The sequence below is a fragment of the Rhizobium sp. Root708 genome (genome assembly GCF_001429725.1).
Classification (GTDB): Bacteria; Pseudomonadota; Alphaproteobacteria; order Rhizobiales; family Rhizobiaceae; genus Rhizobium.
Map to the genome: position 1 here is coordinate 346,317 of NZ_LMHV01000041.1, position 22,897 is coordinate 369,213.

General features: G+C 60.9%; 21 protein-coding genes. 10 read left to right on the plus strand and 11 right to left on the minus strand.

What is annotated here, in order from left to right:
- Positions 1–51: 51 nt before the first annotated feature.
- From mtnK to ASE04_RS22545, 5 genes are read left to right on the plus strand one after another with little or no spacing between them, the layout of a single operon-like run.
- Positions 52–1,323 carry an S-methyl-5-thioribose kinase gene (mtnK, locus tag ASE04_RS22525; protein WP_056822372.1) on the plus strand — a complete coding sequence of 424 codons (1,272 nt, stop codon included), beginning with the start codon at positions 52–54 and terminating at the stop codon, positions 1,321–1,323.
- The gene (mtnA, locus tag ASE04_RS22530; RefSeq protein ID WP_056822377.1) at positions 1,320–2,414 is read left to right on the plus strand and encodes an S-methyl-5-thioribose-1-phosphate isomerase; all 1,095 of its coding nucleotides are present in this window, start codon (positions 1,320–1,322) and stop codon (positions 2,412–2,414) included. The genes mtnK and mtnA overlap by 4 nt, the downstream gene beginning before the upstream one ends.
- A 2-nt stretch (positions 2,415–2,416) precedes the next feature.
- On the plus strand, positions 2,417–3,352 hold the full coding sequence (locus tag ASE04_RS22535) for a transketolase (RefSeq protein WP_056822390.1): 936 nt from the start codon (positions 2,417–2,419) through the stop codon (positions 3,350–3,352).
- A 2-nt stretch (positions 3,353–3,354) separates the two neighbouring features.
- Positions 3,355–4,356 (plus strand): transketolase family protein, encoded by a 1,002-nt coding sequence (locus ASE04_RS22540; protein WP_056822402.1) that lies wholly within the window; start codon positions 3,355–3,357, stop codon positions 4,354–4,356.
- Positions 4,356–5,474, plus strand: coding sequence for a RuBisCO large subunit C-terminal-like domain-containing protein (locus ASE04_RS22545; protein WP_056822412.1), 1,119 nt, complete (start codon positions 4,356–4,358; stop codon positions 5,472–5,474). The genes ASE04_RS22540 and ASE04_RS22545 overlap by 1 nt, the downstream gene beginning before the upstream one ends.
- Before the next feature lie 9 nt (positions 5,475–5,483).
- On the opposite strand, the gene ASE04_RS22550 is transcribed toward ASE04_RS22545, so the two are convergent.
- Positions 5,484–6,503 carry a LacI family DNA-binding transcriptional regulator gene (locus ASE04_RS22550; RefSeq protein WP_056822425.1) on the minus strand — a complete coding sequence of 340 codons (1,020 nt, stop codon included), beginning with the start codon at positions 6,501–6,503 and terminating at the stop codon, positions 5,484–5,486.
- 143 nt (positions 6,504–6,646) lie between these two features.
- On the opposite strand from ASE04_RS22550, the gene ASE04_RS22555 reads away from it, so the two are divergent.
- The 5 genes from ASE04_RS22555 (at position 6,647) to ASE04_RS22575 (ending at position 13,051) form a co-directional block, all read left to right on the plus strand.
- Entirely contained in the window at positions 6,647–8,980 is a 2,334-nt protein-coding gene (locus ASE04_RS22555; RefSeq protein ID WP_056822431.1) for an alpha-L-rhamnosidase, read from the plus strand.
- 70 nt (positions 8,981–9,050) lie between these two features.
- On the plus strand, positions 9,051–10,325 hold the full coding sequence (locus tag ASE04_RS22560; protein WP_056822434.1) for an ABC transporter substrate-binding protein: 1,275 nt from the start codon (positions 9,051–9,053) through the stop codon (positions 10,323–10,325).
- 60 nt (positions 10,326–10,385) lie between these two features.
- On the plus strand, positions 10,386–11,246 hold the full coding sequence (locus ASE04_RS22565) for a carbohydrate ABC transporter permease (RefSeq protein WP_056822442.1): 861 nt from the start codon (positions 10,386–10,388) through the stop codon (positions 11,244–11,246).
- Positions 11,243–12,067, plus strand: a complete 825-nt coding sequence (locus ASE04_RS22570; protein WP_056822454.1) for a carbohydrate ABC transporter permease — start codon at positions 11,243–11,245, stop codon at positions 12,065–12,067. Before ASE04_RS22565 ends, ASE04_RS22570 begins: the two co-directional genes overlap by 4 nt.
- A gap of 3 nt (positions 12,068–12,070) precedes the next feature.
- The gene (locus tag ASE04_RS22575; RefSeq protein WP_056822461.1) at positions 12,071–13,051 is read left to right on the plus strand and encodes an ABC transporter ATP-binding protein; all 981 of its coding nucleotides are present in this window, start codon (positions 12,071–12,073) and stop codon (positions 13,049–13,051) included.
- Between the two features lie 85 nt (positions 13,052–13,136).
- Here the strand turns inward: ASE04_RS22575 and ASE04_RS22580 are convergent, their stop codons facing one another.
- The 10 genes from ASE04_RS22580 to ASE04_RS22625 form a co-directional block, all read right to left on the minus strand.
- Positions 13,137–13,508 (minus strand): RidA family protein, encoded by a 372-nt coding sequence (locus ASE04_RS22580; protein ID WP_056822469.1) that lies wholly within the window; start codon positions 13,506–13,508, stop codon positions 13,137–13,139.
- Positions 13,509–13,512: 4 nt separating this feature from the next.
- Complete coding sequence (locus tag ASE04_RS22585; RefSeq protein WP_056822481.1) at positions 13,513–13,914, minus strand: RidA family protein; 402 nt, start codon at positions 13,912–13,914, stop codon at positions 13,513–13,515.
- Positions 13,907–14,962: a histone deacetylase family protein gene (locus ASE04_RS22590; RefSeq protein ID WP_056822492.1), complete on the minus strand. Its 1,056-nt coding sequence runs from the start codon at positions 14,960–14,962 to the stop codon at positions 13,907–13,909. Before ASE04_RS22590 ends, ASE04_RS22585 begins: the two co-directional genes overlap by 8 nt.
- Positions 14,963–14,969: 7 nt before the next feature.
- A complete protein-coding gene (locus tag ASE04_RS22595) occupies positions 14,970–16,430 on the minus strand; it encodes an NAD-dependent succinate-semialdehyde dehydrogenase (RefSeq protein ID WP_056822503.1) in 1,461 nt (486 codons plus the stop codon).
- Positions 16,431–16,443: 13 nt separating this feature from the next.
- Complete coding sequence (locus tag ASE04_RS22600; protein ID WP_056822757.1) at positions 16,444–17,829, minus strand: aspartate aminotransferase family protein; 1,386 nt, start codon at positions 17,827–17,829, stop codon at positions 16,444–16,446.
- Positions 17,830–17,872: 43 nt separating this feature from the next.
- Positions 17,873–18,922, minus strand: a complete 1,050-nt coding sequence (locus ASE04_RS22605) for an ABC transporter ATP-binding protein (protein ID WP_056822514.1) — start codon at positions 18,920–18,922, stop codon at positions 17,873–17,875.
- Positions 18,923–18,936: 14 nt separating this feature from the next.
- The gene (locus ASE04_RS22610) at positions 18,937–19,767 is read right to left on the minus strand and encodes an ABC transporter permease (protein ID WP_056822524.1); all 831 of its coding nucleotides are present in this window, start codon (positions 19,765–19,767) and stop codon (positions 18,937–18,939) included.
- Entirely contained in the window at positions 19,764–20,615 is an 852-nt protein-coding gene (locus ASE04_RS22615) for an ABC transporter permease (RefSeq protein ID WP_056822535.1), read from the minus strand. The genes ASE04_RS22610 and ASE04_RS22615 overlap by 4 nt, the downstream gene beginning before the upstream one ends.
- Before the next feature lie 132 nt (positions 20,616–20,747).
- Positions 20,748–21,824: an extracellular solute-binding protein gene (locus ASE04_RS22620; RefSeq protein ID WP_056822548.1), complete on the minus strand. Its 1,077-nt coding sequence runs from the start codon at positions 21,822–21,824 to the stop codon at positions 20,748–20,750.
- Between the two features lie 100 nt (positions 21,825–21,924).
- Complete coding sequence (locus ASE04_RS22625) at positions 21,925–22,896, minus strand: membrane dipeptidase (protein ID WP_056822558.1); 972 nt, start codon at positions 22,894–22,896, stop codon at positions 21,925–21,927.
- Position 22,897 lies beyond the last annotated feature (1 nt).

Consider the following 22,897-nt stretch of genomic DNA (forward strand, 5'->3'; position numbering starts at 1 on the left):
GACATGGCGTTGTGCGGTTGGAGGCCGCGCCATGTGCAGGAGGAGAACCACATGGACAAGCAAGTCTTCGAGGCGCTCAGCGCCGAGACCTTGCCGAACCGACTTGGCAGCAATGATGTGCTCAAGGACAAGATCGGTGCGGATCACACCCACTGGAATGTTCGGGAAGTCGGCGACGGCAACCTCAACCTCGTCTTTATCGTCAGCGGCGACAAGGGCGCCGCCATTGTCAAGCAGGCGCTGCCATATGTCCGGCTGGTTGGCGAAAGCTGGCCTCTGCCACTGAAGCGCTCCTTTTTCGAGTATCACGCACTCGTGCGCCAATCCGCGCGTGATCCGGGTACGATCCCGGAAATCTACGTTTTCGACATGGCCCAGGCGATCATCGTCATGGAGTACCTGACGCCGCACGTGATCCTGCGCCGGGCGCTCATTGAGGGCCGCGAGCTTTCGCGGATCGGCAGGGATCTTGGCCTGTTCGTTGCCCGCACGCTATTTCGCGGCTCCGATCTCTCCTTGCCGACCCATGAGAAGAAAGCCGACATGGCGCTCTTCGCCGACAATGTGGAACTCTGCGACATCACCGAGAACCTGGTGTTCTCGGATCCATACTTTGAAGCTGCGATGAACCGTCATACCTCGCCCCAGCTTGATCCCCTCGTCGCGGAACTGCGGGCCGATCGAGATCTCAAGGTCGAGGCACAGAGGTTGAAGCATCTCTTCTCCGCGAAGGCCGAGACCCTTTGCCACGGCGATCTGCACACCGGTTCGGTGATGGTGACGGACAACGAAACCAAGGTGATCGACCCCGAATTTGCCTTTTACGGGCCGATCAGCTTTGACATCGGCATGCTGCTCGCCAATTTCTGGATGAGCTACTTTTCCCAGAGCGGTCACGAAACGGCACCCGGCGAACGCGATGAGATGCGCGACTACCTGCTGGAGACCGTCGACACCATCTGGCACACCTTCCGCGCCGAGTTCGCGACCCTTTGGCGCAACGAGCGCAAGGGCATCCTTTACCAGGCACGGCTCTTCGAGGAACGCGGCGACCCGCTTGCCGCCGAACAGGCTCTCAACATCGTACTCGACGAAATCTATCGGGAGATGCTGGGCTTCGCAGGCATCGAAATTCATCGCCGTATCCTCGGCCTTGCCCACAATGCCGATTTCGAAACGATCGCCGACCCCGACCGCCGTGCTTCCTGTGAAGCCAAGGCGCTGAAGCTCGGGCGTCATCTCGCCGTCAACCGACACCGTATCCATTGCCTGGGCGACATCCGCGCAACGGTGGAACGGCTGCAGAAGGAGACACTCGCGTGAAAGTCGGAGAACGACACTACCACACGATCTGGCTTAACGAAGATGGTCGCGCCGTCGACATCATCGACCAGCGCTGGCTCCCGCATGAATTCCGCGTCGTTACATTGAAGACGGTCGCGGACATCGCGGTCGCAATTCGCGACATGTGGGTACGCGGTGCACCGCTGATCGGCGTCACTGCTGCTTACGGCATGGCAATCGCCATGGCTAAAGATCCTTCCGATGCGCATCTCAACGCGGTGTGGGACCAACTAAACGAAACGCGGCCAACGGCGATCAACCTACGTTGGGCGTTGAACGCGATGCGCGATCATCTGCTGCCGCTACCGCCCGAGGCCCGCGCCGACGCTGCTTACAAAAAGGCAGCGGAAATCGCGGAGGAGGATGTTCAGCTTAACCGCGCGATCGGCGCGAACGGTCTCGAAATCATCCGCGACATTGCTGCACGGAAAAAGCCCGGCGAGCCGGTTCGCATCCTCACCCATTGCAATGCCGGCTGGCTGGCGACGGTTGACTACGGCACGGCGACGGCGCCGATCTACATGGCGGTCGAAGAGGGTATTCCGGTTCACGTCTATGTCGACGAAACACGCCCGCGCAATCAGGGCGCCTACCTCACCGCCTGGGAAATGAACGGCCACGGCGTGTCGCATACGCTCATCGTCGACAATGCAGGCGGCCACCTGATGCAGCACGGTGACATCGACATGGTGATCGTCGGCACGGATCGCACCACCGCCAATGGTGACGTCTGCAACAAGATCGGAACCTATCTCAAGGCACTCGCCGCGCGGGACAACGACATTCCTTTCTACGTGGCCCTTCCCTCACCAACGATCGACTGGACGGTTCACGACGGTATCGCGGAGATCCCGATCGAAGAGCGGGCAAGCGAGGAAGTGAGCTTCGTGCAGGGGCGTGCGCCGGATGGGTCGATTTCGACCGTGCGTATCTCTCCCGAAGGCAGCCCCGCGGCCAATCCGGCCTTCGACGTAACGCCGGCGCGGCTGATCACCGGCCTCATTACCGAACGTGGCGTTGCGACACCGTCGCCTGAAGGCCTCAAGGCACTCTTCCCCGAACGGAGCTGACAATGGCCCTGACCAACCAGCAGACCACCGAGGAATTCGCGCTCGGCATCCGTCGGCGCGTCTTCTTCCACACGATGAAGAACAATGGCGGCTATCTCAGCCAGGCCTGCTCCGCGGCGGAAAGCCTGGGGATCCTCTACAATGAGCTTCTCCAGCTTGGCGAGCCGACGCTTCCCAAGGTGCCACTGCCCTTCGGCGGCGTTCCCTCGTCGCACAACCCGGATGCCTTCACGGGCGCTGGCTACCATGGGCCTGTCGGGCCGAACTTCGACCGTCTCTTCATCTCGCCTGCCCACTACGCCCTCGTCGTTTATTCCGCCCTGATTGAAGCCGGACGCATGGACGAGCACGCACTTGACCACTTCAACAAGGATGGCAGCTCGGTCGAGATGATCGGCGCCGAGCACAGCCCCGGCATGGAAGTGACGACCGGTTCTCTGGCGCAGGGCCTGTCGATGGCCTCCGGTGTTGCCTGGGCACGTCAGCGAAAAGGCGAACCCGGCAAGGTCTGGGTCTATATGTCGGACGGGGAATTCCAGGAAGGACAAACCTGGGAATGCCTGGTGGCCATGGCCCATCATCGCATCGACAACATCAGGGTCATCGTCGACGTAAACAGCCAGCAATGCGACGGCGCGATGTCTTCGGTGTTGGACCTTGGCGACCTTGCCTCGCGCATCGCCGCATTCGGCGTCACCTGCCGTTCGGTCGACGGGCACAGCCTCGATGCGCTGCGGACGGCCGCCGACAGTGCAGAGCCCGGAAAGCCGCTGGTGATCCTCGCCCAGACGTCGCCGTTTCAGGGCATGACCTATCTGAAAAAGCGCTTTCCGCGCCTTCATTACGTACGCTTCAAGAGCGCCGAAGAGCGGTTGGAAATGCAGGCGGCGCTCGCCGGCGAACTCGGAATTGATACGCGCGCGATGGAAGGTGCCTGACCATGGTCGAAATCGTCAATCGTCCCTATGCCCGCGCCTTCGAGACCTTCGCCAGCGCGCGTGCCGATGTGCTCTGCTTGTCGGCCGACCTTACCTCGTCTTGCGAGGTCGACGGTTTCAGGGACCGCCACCCGGACCAGTTTCTTTCGCTCGGCATGGCCGAACAAAACATGCTCTCGTTTGCCGGCGGCCTGGCCATGCAGGGCTATCGGCCGTTCGTTCATACGTTCTCGGTCTTCCTCTATCGCCGCCCCTATGACCAGCTGATCAACTCCATCGCCTATTCGAACCGGAGAGTGCGTTTGATGGGTTTTCTGCCCGGGATTACGACACCGGGCGGCATCACCCACCAGGCAATCGAGGATATCGCGGTCATGCGGGCGATCCCCAACATGACGGTGCTTGAAACCGGCGACGCGACGGAAGTCGAAACGGTGCTCGAAGTGGCTGACAGGATCGATGGGCCGGTCTATGTGCGCGTCCTTCGTGGGGAAGTGCCGCGCCTCTTTTCGACGCCCTTCGAATTCAACCGGCTTCGCACCCTTTCAAGCGGAGGCGATATTCTTGTTGTCAGTGCGGGCGTGTGCACCGAGGAGGCGCTTCGCGCCAGCCGGCCGTTGAGCGCTCGCGGCATCGGCGTCCATCACCTGCACGCATCCACGCTCAAGCCATTCGACCGCGATACTCTTCTGGATGCCGCCCGCGGCAAGAAGGGGATCGTCACGCTGGAAAACCACACGATCGTCGGTGGTCTGGGCTCCCTGGTCGCCGAATTGCTGGCGGAGGAAGGAATGGGCATCCGCCTCAAGCGCCTCGGACTGAATGATACCTTCGCGCACGGCGCTTCAAAGCCGTATCTCATGAAAAAGTATGGCCTCGATGCCGGCGCTCTTGTTGCAGCAATAGAGCAACTGCTTGGCACATCGCTCGACATCGGGGAGGAAGAACTGGCCGAGGTGCGCCTCGATCATGTCCATTCCGCGCAGAAGGCCGAGGCACTCTGATGGCCGCCCGCTTCACAGTGACGTATTTCGTTGCGGCTGACGACGCGGCTGAAGCGAAGATGCGTGCCCTCGACATTGCCCTCGAGCAAACGGTGGAGATTCCGCGAAACGCCGTTCCGACCGGGTATGTCGAAGACGAAATCCTCGGCAGGCTGGCAATGCTTCAGGAGGATACGGCAGGGCGGCGTGGTTATCTCGCGACAATTTCCTATTCGGAGGATGACGTCGGCGGTGACTTTCCGCAATTCCTGAACATCGTGTTTGGCAATAGCTCGATCAAGCCAGGTCTACGCGTGGAAGCGATCTCGCCTTCGCCTGGAATCATCAAGATGTGCCCGGGGCCGCGCCACGGGATCGCCGGGCTGCGGGCCCGTGCTGGAATCGATGCCGGCCCGCTGGTCATGTCTGCGATCAAGCCGGTCGGCCTGTCGAGCGCAGCCCTTGCTCGCCTCGCACATGATTTTGCCCTCGGGGGAATGCACTACGTCAAGGACGACCACGGCCTCGTCAGTCAGCGGACCGCGCCTTTCGACGAGCGATTGAAAGCCTGCATCGAAGCGGTCGGCGAAGCCAATGCGAAGAGCGGGCGGAACACCAGCTTCGTGCCGAACGTCACGGGGCCGGCAACCGCCGTGATCGAACGCGCAAAACAGGCCGAAGAGGCTGGCGCCGGCGCTGTGATGATCGCCCCTGCCTTGACCGGTTATGATGTCGTACGCACGCTCGCTGCCGACCGAAGCTTCACGCTCCCGATCGTCTCGCACCCTGCCTTCAGCGGCGCGAATGTCGTCTCCTCAGAAGCAGGCTTCGCGCACGGCGTTTTCTTCGGAACGCTGCATCGGCTGATGGGCGCTGACGCCGTCATCTATCCGAATTTCGGCGGTCGCTTCGGCTTCACCCGGGACGAATGCCTGTCGATCGCCGATGCATGCAGCGTTGAACTCTCGGGACTAAAGGCGATTGCGGTTGCGCCGGGTGGCGGAATGACGTTGAACCGCGTGCCCGAGATGCGCGAGGCTTACGGCAATGACGTCATGTATCTCGTCGGCGGCGCCTTGCTTCAGGAGCCGAACCTAGTCGATGCTTGCCGAAGGCTCGTCGCTTCGATCCACGAGTGAGATCGATCTTCAGGTACTCCCGCGAAGCTCGACATGCGGCTCGATCAGCACATGCCGTGCTTCCTGACGCCCGTCGATGCGACCCATCAGGACTTCGGAGGCCATTCGGCCAAGCTCAACCGCGTTCTGGTCAACGCTTGTCAGGCCCACGAGCGGAATGGCGGCCATCGGCGAGTTGTCGTAACCGATGATCGCCAAATCTTCCGGAACCCGGATGCCGCTGGTTCTTGCAGCATTGATCAAAGGTACCGCGTCGAGATCCGACCAAACGAAAACCGCTCTCGGGCGATTCGCCGTCGCCAGGAAGTCTCTGATCGCAGCCTCGCGGTTTTCGGCTACGGGCGGCAATCGGATGACCCGGCTTTCCAGTCCCGCCTGCTTCATCGCCTCCACGTAGCCCATCTCGCGCTGAAGCGCGACGACGGTCGATGGGGAATCGAGAAGGTCGTAGCCGAGCATCGCTATGTCCCGGTAGCCTTGGCTCACTGCAACCTCGACTGCAAGCGCTGCTCCCTTCCGATCGTCGGAATTAACGGTGTCGTAGGTTTGCGCATGTGGCTCATGGTGGGCGATCACGGCGATCGGGATTTGGCGCGCATAGCGTTCCAGCACCTTGCCCGAGATACGGGGCGCGATGATCAATACGCCGTCCATCCGGTTGTCGATCATCGACTCGATCATGGATGCCTCGATCGGGCTTGCAGAACGACCGATACCGATCAGCGACTTGTAGCCGTTTTCCGACAGCATTGTATTGGCGCTCTCGATCACCCCCGGAAGGAAAGGGTTCGATAGCTCGATGACGAGGATGCCAACCGTGTAGGTGCGCCCGCGCATACCCCGCGCGGCAACCGACGGCCGATAATTCAGCTTTTCGATCGAAGCTTCGACCTTGGTCCGCAGGGCCTCGCTCACGCCGTAAGCGTTGCGGAGGACCTTGGACACTGCCGCGACGGAAACACCGGCGTCCTGTGCCACATGGCGGATCGTGATCCGCTCCTGTGTCGCGGTAACAATTTGATTTTTCATTATTATACGTCTCTATCCCCGGCTCCCAAAAATTATACGCACAAAATGCTTGCGCGGCAATCCGGAATGTAGAATGATATACATAGAACGATACACAAAAAAGATGAGACTGCTGGCTTACGGCGGTCGAGGGAGGTTTCGTGATGAAGATCGTGACTGGCCACAGCGATGCTGCGGACAACGGCGCCAGCGGCTCACTATTTCAGTTTTCTGCATCGATGATTGCGCCGCAATGCGACGCGGGTCAGGGCACCGCCGGCACGTTCGTTGCCCGCGAATTCGAACTCGGCGCTGTGCCGTCCTCGGCAACCCTGCGCATTTCCGCACTCGGCCTCTATCGCGCCTACATCAATGGGCAGCGCATCGGCAACGATCTCCTGACCCCCGGCTGGACCTGCTATGACGACCGGATCGCCTACCAGACCTATGACATCGCCAAGTCACTGCGGCCTGGCAGCAACCGGATCGAAATCTGGCTCGGCGATGGATGGTATCGCAGTCAGCTGATGTGGGCGTTGAACCCCGTGTACAATTGCTGGGGCGACCGCACGGCAGCGATCGCGGAAATCAGCGCCGATGGAAAAGCCCTGCTGAAGACCGATGAGCGCTGGACCAGCGGATTTACGCCGGTCACCCGAAACGGCATTTATTTCGGAGAGGACTTCGATGCCCGGATCCGCCCGCAGGACACCAGCGGCGTCGAGGTCCTTGCCTTCGACAAGCAGTTGCTTGTCCCCCACGAGACGAAGGCTGTGAAGGAACTTGCCGAGCGGGCGCCTGTTGATCAGTGGGTCGAGACCGACGGCCGGACAGTTTACGACTTCGGGCAGAACGCCGGGGCTTACATCCGACTTCGCCTGAAAGGCGACGCCGGTGCCACCGTTCGCGTCGAGCATTCCGAGGTCCTTGGGCCGGATCGCTTCTTCGACAACCGCAACTACCGCAGCGCCCGCGCCGAACTCACCTACACGCTGGCCGGCGAAGGCGAGGAAGTCTACGCTCCGATCTTCACCTTCATGGGCTTCCGCTATGCGCGCCTCACCATCACGGGACGCGCCGAGTTGCTCAGCATCGCCATGGTGCCGATCTCCTCCGTACCGGAGGCCGCTGGCGGATTTACGTCCGGGGTCGACGCCGTGAACAAGCTCGTCGAGAACACCATCTGGTCGCAACGGTCGAATTTCATCGAAATCCCGACGGACTGCCCCCAGCGCGATGAGCGTCTCGGCTGGACGGGCGACGCGCAGGTCTTCGCCGGAACGGCCTGCTGGCTGGCCGACAGCGGTTCGTTCCTCAAGAAATTCCTTCGTGACGTCATGCACGACCAGCGCCCAGATGGTGCGGTTCCGCATTTCTCGCCTGACCCGACAAGGCTTCACCCGATCGATGGACGCGGCGACTGGGCAGGTTCCACAGGCTGGGGTGATGCGATCGTCATCATCCCGTGGCAGCTCTACCTGCACTATGGCGACGTATCGGTCCTGGAAGAATGCTTCCCCGCCATGCTGCGGTGGCTGGACTATCTCTGGGGCATCTCCGACGGTCCGATCATCCGTCCGCCCGCGGTCTGGGGTGCGCACGGCTTTACCTTTGGCGACTGGCTGCAGCCGGTCGGCGACAACCGTAAGCCGCGACCGACAGTTGCCGACGATTGCGCCGCAACGCTCTATCACTTCATTTCGACCGAGCTGACAGCAAAGATTGCTGGCATCCTTGGCAAGAAGTCCGACGCCGGTCGTCTCGATGGCCGCGCCCAGCAGATCAGGTCGGCGTTCAAGAACGAGTTCTTCTCGCCGTCGGGCCGCATCGCCCACAACGACCAGACCTCCTGGGCCCTCGCGTTCCTTTACGGCCTTGTCCCGGCGGAATACGAAGAGGCGGGACGCGCCTACTTCCGCAGGGTCTCGGAGGAGACGGACGGCGTCATCGGAACTGGCTTCATCGGCACCCCTGCCCTGCTACCAGCCCTTACCCGGCTCGGCATGCTGGACCTGGCGGAGAAGATGTTCCTTAACCGCAAGGTTCCGGGCTGGCTGTATCAGGTCGAGCGCGGTGCGACATCCATCTGGGAGAGATGGGACGCGCTGGCCGAAGACGGGACGATCTACGATCCCGACATGAACAGCTACAACCACTATGCCTATGGCGCCGTCTGCCAATGGCTGTTCGAGGATGTCGCCGGCGTCAAGCCGCTGGAAGACAAGCCTGGCTTTGAAGAGATCACTTTCGATCCGTCGATCCTGCCGACGTTGTCGCCGGTCTCGGCATGGCACGATACCCGCTTCGGGCGCATCGAGGCCGGATGGTCGCTGGAAGGCAGCAACGTCACCTGCCGCCTTTCCTTGCCCGAAGGCGTCACGGCGCGCTTGAAGGGCCGCGATGACCGCAAGCAGTTGACAGCAGACGGTAAGGTGATCGAACCAGCACAAGAGCTTAAGCTGGGCCAGGGAGAGCATACGATCACGTTTTCCATTTGACAGGTAACCTGCGGACTCGTCCGCAGGTGCGCAGCCCCATCATTCCGGTCTTCAAGAGGAGGAAACGACTATGAGAATGACGAAGTGCAGCATCCTTGCCGCAACCATGATGTCGCTTGCAGCCAGCGTCGCTCATGCCGACGTGACGCTGAGCATCCTGATTGACACCAATCCCGAGACGATCGCGTCGTTCGACGCCGTCTCAAAGGCCTACACGGAGAAGCATCCCGACGTAAGCTTCGATGTGGAACAAAGAGCAGGCGGTTCGGAAGGCGACAACATCATCAAGACCCGGCTTGCCACGGGCGAAATGGCCGACGTCTTCCTTTACAATGGCGGGTCACTGTTCCAGGCACTGAAGCCGCAGGAAACGATCGCCGACCTCTCCGATCTCCCGTCCGAAGCGGGAATTCTGGATAGCTTCAAGAAGGTTGTCACGAGTCCCGATGGCCATGTGCGCGGGATGCCGTTCGGCCCTGCGATGGGGGGCGGCATCTTTTACAACCGCAAGATCTACGCGGATCTCGGCCTCACGCCGCCGAAGACCTGGGCCGAATTCATGGCCAACAACGAAAAGGTAAAGGCGGCCGGCAAGGTTGCCGTGGCACAGACTTACGGCGACACCTGGACGTCGCAGATTTTCGTTCTGGCGGACTACTACAATGTCCAGGCAGAAGTGCCGAGTTTCGCCGACGACTATACCGCCAACAAGGTGAAGTACGCCACCACGCCGGCCGCAATGCGCGGCTTTGAGCACCTTGAAGAGGTCGCGAAGGCCGGTTTCCTCAACGCCGACTTCGGCGCCGCCAAATTCGACGACGGCATGCGAATGGTGGCCACGGGTGAAGCAGCACACTATCCGAATCTGACCTTCGGCATCGGAAACGTCCAACAGAATGTTCCAGACAGCCTGAAGGACCTGGGCTTCTTCGCTCAGCCCGGCACGGATGCAGCAAAGAACGGCCTGACAGTCTGGATGCCGTCTGCGCTCTACGCATCGGCCAAGTCCGAGAATGTTGCGGAAGCCAAGAAGTTCCTCGACTTTGTCGGCAGCAAGGAAGCATGCGACCTGATGGCCAAGGCGGTTCCTTCCGGCCCTTATCTGGTCAAGGGCTGTGAGCTTCCGAAGGATATCCCGGCGGTGGTTTCCGACATGCTGCCCTACTTCGAAACCGAAGGACGAACGGCGCCGGCGTTGGAGTTCGTATCACCCGTGAAGGGCCCCGCGCTTGAGCAGATCACGGTTGAAGTAGGAACCGGAATTCGCTCCGCCAAGGACGCCGCCGCTTTATACGACCAGGATGTCGAGAAGCAGGCCAAGCAGCTCGGCCTGCCGAACTGGTAACCTCCCAGCCGATCCCCCGCCTGGTCTCGGCCAGGTGGGGGAAGCTTCAAGGTATCCCCCATGACCCGCAAATCACCCTATCCCTATTGGTTCGTGCTGCCGGCCGCGGTCGTATTCACGGTCCTGTTTCTCGCACCGACGATCGCCTCGTTCTGGTTCAGCCTGACCCGCTGGGACCTTTTCAGCGCGCAATTCATCGGGTTTGAAAACTACAGACAGTTCTTTCGCGAGCCCTTCCTGATCCAGGGGCTTATAAACACGGTCATCTACGCAATCCTGACCTCAGGCACAAAGACGGTGCTCGGACTGCTTCTGGCCGTGCTACTGACATCAGGCATATGGGCGCAGGGTCTGCTTCGAACGGTGATCTTCTTTCCCGTTCTCGTCTCGACCATCGGCGTCGGGATCACCTTTTCCGTGCTCATGCATCCAACCCGCGGGGTCATCAACGTCGCGCTGGCTGCGATCGGCATCCATGGTCCGGGCTGGCTGACCGATCCGGCGCTTGCGCTCTACTCGATCGTATTCGTCGACCTCTGGAAAGGCATCGGACTGGCCACGGTCATCTTTATCGCCGGACTTGCCTCGATCAGCCCCGATTACTACGAGGCCGCAAGGATCGACGGCGCGACCCGCCGGCAGATGTTCTTCCGGGTTACCGTGCCGCTGGTAAAACCGGCCACAGTGACCGTCGTAACGTTGTCGCTTATCGGCGGCTTGCGCAGCTTCGACTTGATATGGGCGATGACCCGTGGCGGCCCGGGCTTTTCCTCGGACGTGCTGGCAAGCGTCATCTACAAGCAATATCAGGCTGGCTTCTACGGCCTCTCGACCGCGGGCAACGTCATCCTGTTTTTCCTGATTGCCTTGATCGTCCTGCCGATGACGGCATGGTTCAATCGCAAGGAGGTGGACCTATGAACCGTCGTCAGCTTTACACGGGCATCACGGCGCTGCTGGCCTCCGGCGTGATTTTCGTGCTGCCCTTCTTCTTTATTTTCATCACGGCCGCCAAGACCAAGCAGGACGCTGCGACGCTGACCTTCAGCCTGCCCCGCGAATGGCATCTCTGGCAGAATTTCATGGAGGTTGTGCAGACCCGCAACTACATGCTTCTGCTGGCCTACTTCAATTCGACCGTCATCACGGTGGTCGCGGTGACGCTGCTCGTGCTGTTCGGCGCCATGGTTGGCTACGTCCTGCAACGCCGGCCCTCGCGCTGGAATACCGTGATCTACGGGGCGGTCCTTGCCGGTCTCATGATCCCGCCCGCCGTCGTGCCGACCATCTGGGTGCTGCAATCGCTCGGTCTGTTCAAGACGATCTCGGGGATGATCCTCATCCAGGTTGCCTATGGTCTGGCCTTCACCGTGCTGCTGTTCCGCAGCTTCATCGCCACTATTCCACGCGATCTCGATGAAGCCGCCATTATCGACGGTGCAAAACCCCTGCAAATCTTCTTCCGGGTCGTCCTGCCGTTGCTCAAACCCGTCACGGTAACCGTCATCGTCGTGCAGTCGATCGCGATCTTCAACGACTTCACGAACCCGCTCTATTACCTGCCCGGTCGCGAGAACGTGACGGTGCAGCTGACGCTCTATAACTTCCAGGGGCAGTTCCAGACCCAGTTCAATCTCCTCTTCATGAACATTCTGCTGGTCACCATTCCGCCCCTCATCGTTTTCGTATTTTTCAACCGGCAGATCGTGGCAGGCATGACTGCCGGCGCCGTGAAGGGATAAGTCATGACATCAGTCGTTCTAGAAGATGTCCGCAAAAGCTTTGGCAGCCTCGACGTGATAAAGGGCGTCGATCTGACGATCGAGGCAGGTGAGTTCTGCGTCTTTGTCGGTCCTTCCGGCTGCGGGAAGTCAACGCTTCTGCGCATTATCTCGGGTCTTGAAACATCCACGTCGGGCAAAATCCTTATTGGCGGCAAGGATGTCACGCAGGCTGACCCTTCCCAACGCGGCATTGCCATGGTCTTCCAGTCCTATGCGCTTTACCCGCATCTGACCGTCGGTGAGAACATCGGCTTTGGCCTGTCGCTCGCGCGCCGCCCGAAGGCCGAAATCACCGAAAAGGTTAAACAGACAGCCGACGTTCTCCAGCTCTCGCATCTGCTCGATCGCAAGCCCAAGGCCCTCTCGGGCGGCCAGCGTCAGCGCGTCGCGATCGGCCGTGCGATCATCCGCAATCCGAAGGTGTTCCTGTTCGATGAACCACTTTCGAACCTCGACGCCTCGCTGCGGTCGCAGATGCGCCTCGAGCTCACGGAACTGCACGCGAAACTCGGCGCTACAATGATCTACGTCACGCATGATCAGGTCGAAGCGATGACGATGGCCGACAAGATCGTCGTGCTGAACGGAGGCACGATCGAACAGGTCGGCAGCCCCATGACGCTTTACAACAATCCGGCAACACCCTTCGTCGCGGGCTTTATCGGCTCGCCGAAGATGAACCTTTTCGACGGGGAAATCGCGGAGAAAGAGGGTTGCAAGACCTACGGCATCAGGCCGGAGCACATTGCGCTTTCGGAAAACGAGGGCAAATGGCGCGGAAAGGTCAGGCATATCGAAAGGCTCGGTGCCGACACCGTGGTGTTCCTTGACGCTGAGCAGCTGCCATCTCTCGTTGCCAGGACCGACGGCGATCGGCCGCTGTCTATCGGACAGACGCTCTTCGCCTCGCCTGTTCAAGGAAAAGAACACAGGTTCTCTTGAGAGCAACCTCCGTTAACGCCGACGACCATAACAAAAGGCTCCCAAATCTTGCTTGGGAGCCTTGAACCGCCCGGCATCGAAGTCGTCAGATAACGGCAGTCACGAGGATCTCGAGCCGGATGCCCGCGGACAGAAGGTCGGTCACGACGGTCGCCCGCACCGGGAATTTCTCTTTGAAGAACTCCCGGTACACAGCGTTGAAGCCCGGCGCGTCGGCGCGATCGATCAGGTAGACCTGAACCTGCACGACATCAGATAGACCGCCTCCGGCAGCTTCAAGAGCCTGACGCAGGTTCAGAAAAACCCGCCGCGTTTGCTCTTCGATACTGCCGGTCACCAGTGCACCGGTCTCCGGTATCTTGGCGATGTGGGCGGAGCGCACGATTCGGCCGGCCTTTACGGTACCGCTGGCAGGCGCTTTCGATGCGGCGATGCCGGTCTGGACTTTCTCGAACATCGGATCAATTTCCCGACGGCTGGGCAGCGTTGCCGAGCACCGCGTGGGCGAGAATTTCGATGCGAAGCCCCTCCGAGAGGAGTTCCTTGACGACGACGGTTGCCCGTACCGGATAAGGCTCCTTGAAGAACTCGGCATAGACCTTGTTCATTCCAGCCGAATCCGTCTTCTCAACGAGAAAGACCTGGACCTGCACGACGTCCGCCAGGGTACCACCGGCCGCACGGATGGCGATCTCGAGGTTCTGCAGTGTGCGGCGGGTCTGCGTTTCGATGTCGCCGAGCACAAGCTCGCCGGTAACCGGATGCTCGGAAATGTGTACCGACCAGACGAGATTGCCGGCGCGAACCACTTCGCTGACCGGAATATCCGCCGGTTCTGATCCGGTATCGATGACGTCAAACATATCTATTCTCCCTGTCGTTCGTCTCAAAGCCGCTGAAGAACGCGGCAAGCGACGTGCCTATACTGTCGAGGTTGTAACCGCCCTCCTGCACGATCACCGTCGGCAGGTTCAGGGCAGCAAAGAGAGCGCCGATTGCGCGGAAGCCGTCATCCGTCACCTTGAAGGGCGAGAGCGGATCGCGCCCGTGTGCATCCCAGCCAGCCGAAAGCACCAGCGCCTCGGCGCCAAAGGCCTGCAATGCCTTTGCCAAGCGAGCGTTGGCTGCGATGAAGGCCGCGTCATCTGCGCCGGCTTCCAGCGGTATGTTAATCGTCGTATCGAGACCGACGCCCTTGCCGCTCTCGTGCGCAAAGCCGCTGAAATATGGGTAGCAGCTTGCCGGATCTGCATGAACCGATCCAAAGAAAACGTCACGCCGCTCCATGAAGATCGATTGTGTTCCGTCGCCGTGGTGCATGTCAAAATCTATGACCGCGACCCGCTCGAAGCGCTTCAGGAGCGCTTCTGCCGCGATAGCTGCATTGTTGAAGTAGCAGAAGCCGTTGGCCCGATCGCGATAGGCATGATGGCCGGGCGGTCTGGACAGAGCGAAGGCATGTCCTTTCCCCTCCAAGACGGCTGTGGCGGCGCTGACGGTCGCTTGCGCGCTCCAGTATGCGGCCTCGTATGTTCCTTCGGCCACCGGACAAGAGAGGTCGCCGAGATACAGGCCGGCCTGCGCATTGACCGTACCTTTCTCGATCAGATCACGGCTGACCGACGTGCGGTCGTGCGGAAACACGTTCGGCATGACATCGTGCCCGAACCCCGCCTCTCGCCAGCGCCGATGCGCCTCACTCAACCAGGCGACGTAGTCCGCATCGTGCACGGCGAGGATCGGCGCCACTCCGTGATCGCCAGGCGCAATAACGTGGGCTCCGGCGTCGGTCAGGGCGGCCGTCAGTCGCTCGGTGCGCGCTGCTGTTTCCTGCGGCGGGATGAACGCGCCATTGTAGAACGAGCGCTCCGGCCGGTGCGCGGCCTGATGCGGTGAGAAATAGGCTTTCATCGCATCCTCATTGCGGCCGGCTATCGAAGCGGGTCACGAATTTCGTGTTGAGATAGCCGTCGAACGTTTCCGTGCCGCCCTCGCTGCCATAACCGCTGTCGTTGATCCCGCCGAAGGGGGTTTCAGGAAGGGCCAGGCCGAAGTGGTTGATGCTGACCATGCCTGCAGCAAGCGCCTGCGCCGCGTGCTGCGCCCGGCTGCTGGAACCGGTGAAGACGTAGGAGGCGAGACCGAAAGGCAGGCTATTGGCACGTCGGATGACCTCTTCGAAATCGATGAACGGTGTAACGGCAGCGATCGGACCGAAAGGTTCGTCTTTCATCAGCTTCAAGGCATCGGTGCCGCCGGCAACGACCGTGGGGGCGTAGAAGAAACCGGCATTGCCGATGCGTTCACCGCCCGTGACGATCTCGGCGCCCTGTTCACGGGCGTCGCGAACGAAATCCTCCATGCTGGTCACCCGCCTGCCATGGCAGAGCGGCCCCATCTGGACGCCCTCGTCGAAACCGTTTCCAACCTTGGTGGCGGCGACCTTCTCGGCGAACCGGGCAAGGAAGCGATCATGCGCCTTAGCCTGGACATAGAAACGGGTGGGTGAGATACAGACCTGGCCGGCATTGCGCACCTTCTGCGCCGCCAGTGCGTCGGCCGAAGCATCGATATCGGCATCATCAAAGACGATGACCGGAGCATGCCCGCCAAGCTCCATGGTGGACCGCTTCATGTGGCGCCCCGCAAGCGCGGCGAGCACTTTTCCGACCTCCACGGATCCGGTGAACGAAATCTTCTTGACCTCGGGGGCAGCCAGAAGTGTCTCGGAAATATGCGCGGAAGAACCCCAGACGATGTTGAGGCAACCGTCCGGCAGCCCAGCCTCCTGCATGAGCCTTGCGATCGCGACCGTCGAAGACGGCGATTCCGCCGGCCCTTTCAGGATGATCGTGCAACCACTCGCCAAGGCCGCGACGACCTTGCGCAAGGCCTGGCTGAACGGGAAATTCCAGGGCGTGAAGGCGATGCAGACGCCGACGGGCTCCCGGGTCACAAGCTGCTGCACCCGCGGATCGCGAGAGGGGATGATACGGCCATAGATGCGGCGCGCTTCTTCAGCATGCCAATCCGCGTGATCAGCCGCGAAGCGGATTTCACCGATGGCTTCGGCAAGCGGCTTGCCCTGATCGCGCGTCATGCTGGCGCCGATTTCCTCGGCATGCTCCCGTGCTAGCTCGGCAAAGCGCCGCAGGATCCGGCCGCGATCAAGCGGCGAACGCTCCTTCCAGCTCTCGAATGCGCGCTGCGCCGAGCTTACGGCCTGCGAGAGGTCTTCGTCGGTCGCATGTGGCAGATGCCCGATGATCTGGCCCGTTGCGGGATCGCAGACATCCTGGCTCCGCTCCCTTTCGTAGATCCAGCGCCCATCGATGAGCATGCCCAGTCGCTCGTAGCCGAAGTTGGTCTTGTCGGACATCTTCGCTCTCCCCTCAGGCTACGTAACCCTGCGCCCGCGCCCAGGCCAGGGTATCGTCAAGCGCCAGCTTCATGCGGCCGATCAGATCGTCGATCTGCTCTTCGTTGATGATCATTGCCGGGCAGAGACTGACTATGTCGCCTAGGCCACGGGTGATGACGCCGCGCTCGGTCGCGAACTTTCCGGCATGGTTGGCCACCGCCCAGGCCGGCGGGAAGCTTTCCTTCGTCGACTTGTCCTTGACGAACTCCAGGCCGGCCACGAGACCGACGCCACGGGCTTCGCCGATCAGCGGATGCTCGCCGAGCTGCTTGATGCCCTCCTGGAAACGGGGCGCGACGTTGCGAACATGGGTGACGATGTCGATCTCCTGATAGATCGTCAGCGCTTCCAGCGCCACCGCTGCCGCTACCGGATGGCCGCCGTAGGTGTAGCCGTGAGAGAACGTCCCGATCTTGCGGCTCTGATCAACGAGCGCATCGGCGATCTTCTGGTTTATCATCAGGGCCGAGATCGGCATGTAAGCGGCGGAGAGCTGCTTGGCGCAGCTGATCATGTCGGGCTTCAGTCCATAGGTTTCGGAACCGAACATGTTGCCGGTACGTCCGAAGCCGCAGATGACCTCGTCGGCGACCAGAAGGATGTCGTACTTCTTGAGAACTGCCTGGACCTTCTCGAAATAGGTCTTCGGGGGCGTGATCACGCCGCCGGACACCATCACAGGCTCGGCGAAGAATGCCGCGATCGTTTCCGGACCTTCGGCCAGGATCATGGCCTCCAGGTTGCCGGCCAGCCGGGTGGCGAAGTCCTCCTCGCTCTCGCCGGGCTCTGCGAAGCGCCAGTAGTGCGGGCAATCGGTGTGCAGGATGTTTGCGATCGGCAGATCGAAGTCGCGATGGTTGAATGGCAGACCCGTCAGGCTCGCGGTCGCGACGGTGACACCATGATAGGCCTTGCGCCGCGAGATGATCTTCTTTTTCTCCGGCCGGCCCATCGCGTTGTTGTAGTACCAGATCAGCTTGATTGCCGTATCGTTCGCCTCGGAACCGGAGCCCGCGAAGAAGACTTTCGACATCGGAACCGGCGCCATGGATAGAAGCTTTTCGGCGAGGCGAATGCCGGGTTCCGTCGATTTGTGCGCGAAGGCATGGTAGAACGGCATCGTCTTCAATTGGCGCGTCGCCGCTTCGACAAGCCGCGGCTCGCTGAAGCCGAGACCTGCGCAGAATAGCCCGGCAAGCCCCTCGATGTAGCGCTTGCCTTCATCGTCGAAGACGTAGATGCCCTCGCCGCCCGTGATCACATGCGGCCCCACCTCCTGGTGCACCGCAAGGTTCGTATAGGGATGAACCAGTGTCTCCTTGTCCAGGGCGTGAAGAGAGTTCGGACGATCGTTCATGGCAGGCTCCATAAGGAATGCTGTGGTGTTCTTGAATTGGTACTCAGGCGATGACGTGAACGTCTTCGCTGCGCCAGGTCACGTGACATTCGGAAACGCCATCGAGCTTGCGTGCATCGACGCCCGGCACCCGCATGCGGATCGCTTGTGCTCCGAGCTTGCCGATGACCAGAAGGTTGTCGCCATAGTTGATGGTCGTTTCGATCTTCAGCGGCTGGCGTTCCGATCGAGCATCATCGCTGATACGAATCATTTCCGGTCGCAGCAGAAGATCGGCCTTGCGATTGCGCTCGGCGGCAGCTGCCTTCGTTTCGACGATACCGACGGACGTTTCGAAGCGGCCATCCCCCAGCGACGCGGCGGAAATGATGTTGCTGTCCCCGATGAAGGACGCAACGAACCGCGTTTTCGGAGCGAAGTAGATGTCGTTCGGCGTCCCGATCTGCTCGATCCGCCCCTGATTGAAGACAGCGATGCGGTCAGACATCGTCATCGCTTCCGTCTGGTCGTGGGTGACGTAGACCATCGTCACGCCGAGATCCTTGTGGATACGCTTCAGCTCCACCTGCATGTGTTCGCGCAGCGCCTTGTCGAGGGCTCCAAGCGGTTCGTCGAGCAGAATGACATCGGGCTGGAAGACGAGCGCGCGCGCGAGCGCGACGCGCTGCTGCTGGCCGCCCGAAAGCTCGGACGGAACGCGTTTCTCGAAACCCTGGAGGCCGACCTTGGCGAGCGCTTCGCGGGAGCGCCGCTCCTTCTCGGTCTTTTCCAGCCCGCGCATGCGCAGCGGAAAGGCGACATTGTCGGCGATGCTCATATGCGGGAAAAGCGCGTAGTTCTGGAAGACCATTCCAATGTTGCGCTTGTGCGGCGGCAGGTTGTCGATCGCGCGGTCACCGAGGCGGATCTCGCCGCTGGTCGGATGCTGGAAGCCGGCAATCATCATCAGCGTCGTCGTCTTGCCGGAACCGGACGGCCCCAAAAAGGAGACGAATTCTCCAGCCTTGATGTCGAGCGAAACATCGTCGGCAGCCATATGCTTGCCGTCATAGGTCTTGTTGACATTGCGAAGCGTGAGGGAACGGGCGTTCATGGCTTTGCTCCTGATCAGGATGCCGCAGCGGCAGGTTGGGTGGCGCCGTTTGGTTCCGCACTACCGGCGGATCGCTCGGGGTGGCGTATGATTTGCGGCGCGAGCCAGATGCAGATACCGGCGAGCACCAGCAGGAAGAGGAACGACGATGCCGCCGAAATGGTCGGGTCGGCCTCCTGGCGAACGGCGTTGAACATCTGGCGCGGCAACGTTGCCTTGTCGCGACCGGAGATGAAGAGAGAGATCACCGCCTCGTCGAAGGAGGCGATGAAAGCGAATAGCCCCGCCACGGAGAATGCCGGGCGCAGGATCGGGAAGGTGATCAGGCGAAACGTCGTGAACGGCGAGGCACCAAGGTTCATCGCAGCGCGCTCGACGGACTGATCGAATCCCTTGAGCGCGGCCGTCAGGATCAGGGTCGACATCGGCATCGCGATACAGCTGTGCGCGAGGATGACACCGACATAGCTCTGTACCAAATGCAGCTTGCCGAAGTACATGTAGTAGCCGAGCGCCATGACGATTGTCGGAACGATCATCGGCAGCATGATCAGCAGGTTCAACAGCCCGCGACCGACGAAGATGTAGCGCACGAGAGCGAAGGACGCCGGCACCGCCACCAGCATCGTCACGCAGACGGTGCCGACGCCGATGATCAGGCTGTTGACGAGCGGCTGCGTCCAGTTCGGATCAGAGAAGAAGCGCACATAGTTGGCCAGCGTGTAGCTTGGCGGCGGGAAGGCCAGCGAAGCGGAAGAACTCAGCGACATCGGCAAGACGACGAACATCGGCGCCGCGACGACGGCAATGATGACAAGTGCGAGTGCACGGACCCAGGGGCTCATCGGTCACCTCCTGCCCACAGTCGGTCGAGACCGAAGAAGCGGTTATAGACAGCATAGATCGCAAGCGTGAGCGCGAGCAGCACGATCGAGATCGCAGCGCCAAGGCCAAAATCGAGCGTCTGTTCGATCTGGTCACCAATGATGCCGGCGATCATCTGGTCACGCGGGCTGCCGAGCAGCACCGGCATGACGTAGAAGCCGAGGCAAGAAATGAAAACCAGCGTACAGCCATTGACGATCCCCGGCGCACTCAGCGGCAGATAGATGGTCGTGAAGGCCCGCAAAGGGTTTGCGCCAAGGTTCTGGGCCGCCCGCATGTAGAGCGGATCGATGCGCTTCATCACCGCATAGAGCGACATGGTCATGAACGGGATCAGCGCATGCGTCATGGCAAGGGTCGCACTAAATGTCGTATAGAGAAGCTTCGGGGCTGGATTCCACCCGAGCCAGACAAGCAAGGCGGTCACAGGGCCCTGATTGCCGAGGATGACCATCCAGGCGTAGGTGCGAACCAAATAGCTGGTCCAGAAAGACATCGCGATCAGCGTCAGCAGAAACATCGCGAGACGCTTCGAACCGTTCGCCGCGACGTAGGCCAGCGGATAGGAAAACAGCAGGCTCAGCACGGTGACCATGAAGGCGGTCTTGAAGGTCTGCAGCAGCACTGAAGCGAACAGGCTGGAATGGGTGAGCCTCGCGAAATTTTGCAGGCCGAAGGCCGGCTGCGAGATGCTCATCCACCCGACATAGCCGAGCGGCACCAGAAAGAAGACCGAAAGAAATATCACCGCTGGCGCCATCAGCGGTATCGGCCCTGCGACCAGGGCCGGAGACGCTCGGAGTTTCATCGCCTTGCTCCTTCATCATCGGACTGAGCTCGATCGTCGAGCCCAGGGAGTTACGTCGAGGCGTCGGACGCAGCCAATCCCGAGGTACTGATAAGTCCGGTCCCAGGTCAGTCCAGGACCGGAACGCTCATGTCAGATGCCAACCCAGCTTTCGAAGCGGCTTGTCACCTCATCCAGTTGCGGCAGAAGCTTCGCCGCATCGATCACCACGGCCTTGGCCAGGTGCTCCGGATAGGTCGGCATATAGATCGCGACGTCCTTCGGTATGAAATCGAAGGATTTCGGGTTCATCGGACCACTCTGGTCCTGGATGCAGAACTTTGCGAGGCCTTCGGCATTGCCGGCGATATGATTGAGCAGCTTGAAGCCGTTCTCGGCGCGCGGGGAGCCCTTTGCCACGACCCAGCAACCCTTATCGATGACCGCCTGATCCCAGAGAATTTCGACCTTGTCCTTGGATCCTTCCTGGGCTGCGCGAGCATCGGAATTCCAGACGGCTGCCATGTCGACTTCGCCGTCCAGGAGAACCTGCCGGGCCTGCGGACCCGCCGTCCACCAAACACGCACGTCCTGCTTGACCCGGTCGAGAGCCGCGAAGGCGCGATCGATGTCGAAGGGAAAGAGCTGATCCTTCGGCACGCCATCCGCCAGCAGCGCGAAGGTCATGACGCGCACGGCATGGCGCTGCATGCTGCGGGCGCCGGGGAACTTTTGCACGTCGAAGAAATCGGCCCATGTCTTCGGCCCTCCGTTCGGAAACTTTGATGCATTGTAGGCCATCTGGTTGGCGAAACCATGTGTCGCGACGCCGTTCTGGTAGATGGCGCCTTCCCACAGCGCGGAACCGTCGACATGGCCTTCCATCGGCTCGATGAGACTGGCGGCATTGGCGCGGGCAATGTCGGCAACACCAAGCGTGGTGACGTCGAATTCATAGATGCCGGTGCTTGCCTGCGCCGACAGCTTGGCGAAGGAAATCGGCGAAACCGTGCGGATCTCGATACCGGTCTTCTCGGTGAAGGGATCAAACAGGTTGGCTTTTGCGGAAGCCTCCCAGTCACCGCCCCAGGTATTGACGTAGAGCACGTTCTCGTCGGCGGTTGCGCGCCGCACGAAAGGAGAGGCGAGGATCGCCGCGCCGAAAAGGCCTGCCCCGAGCACAGTGCGGCGTGACAGGGGGGTAGCTGATGCTTTCTTGAACTCTTCCATCCGTCTTTCTCCTTATTTCGAATGGTCGGTTGATCGCTGTTCCGGGAGCCGCTCGATTTGGCTGCTCTTCTTGTTCTTGGATGCCGGATTTCGGAATCGGTCAGTCGGCGCGGAAAGCCTCGGAATAGAGGCGCAGCCAGTTGTCGCGCAGAATCTTCTTGGCCTCTTCCTGATTGAAGCCAACGCGCAGCAGGGCCGGTGCGACTTCCTTCAGATTGTCGGGCTTCAGCAGCCATTCCGGCTTAGGCACCGCGCCAGGCGTTGCCGCCGAGCCCGCGCCATATTGAACCGACCGGGTCCAGCGGCCCTTGCGCATCCAGTCATAGTCACGCTGGGTGTGATTGTGCGAAATGTCGGTACCGATGCCGACGTGATCGATGCCGGCGATGTCGACCGTGCGCGCCACCATCTCGCACCAGCCGTCCACGGTCGCGCAGGCGCTGTCGGGCGTGATGTTGCGATAGGCAACGCAACCAATGACACCGCCACGTTCGGCCAAAGCCTTGATCACCCTGTCGGACTTGTTGCGCTTGTGGGCGAAGAGCGAGGCGGCATTCGCGTGGGTGATGGCCACCGGTTTTTGCGACCACTCGATCGCATCAAGTGTCGTCTTGTCGCCCACGTGAGAGAGATCGACCAGCATGCCGACCCGGTTCATCTCGCGAACGACATCTTTGCCGAAGCGAGCCAGACCGCTGTCGTTTTCCTCGTAGCAGGAACCGCCAAGTTCGTTCTGGTTATTGTAGGTAAGCTGCACGACGCGAATGCCGAGTTCCGCGAAGAACTCGACGTAGGCGATCCGGTCCTCGAAGAGGTTGGAATTCTGGTAGCCGAGCACGACCGCGAGTTTTCCTTCGCGCTCGGCGCGCTCGATATCCGCAGCCGTCCTGGCGATCAGGATGAGGTCACCGTTCTCCCGCTCCATGTCGCGCCAGCGCGCCAGCGAATCCAGCGATTCCATCGTTCCTTCCCAGAAGCCGAGCGTCGGCGTGACGGCGCTATAGCCGCCGCGCTTCAGCGCTTCGAAGGATTCCCGGTTGAAATGTCCGCATTGAAGAGCATCGATAATCATG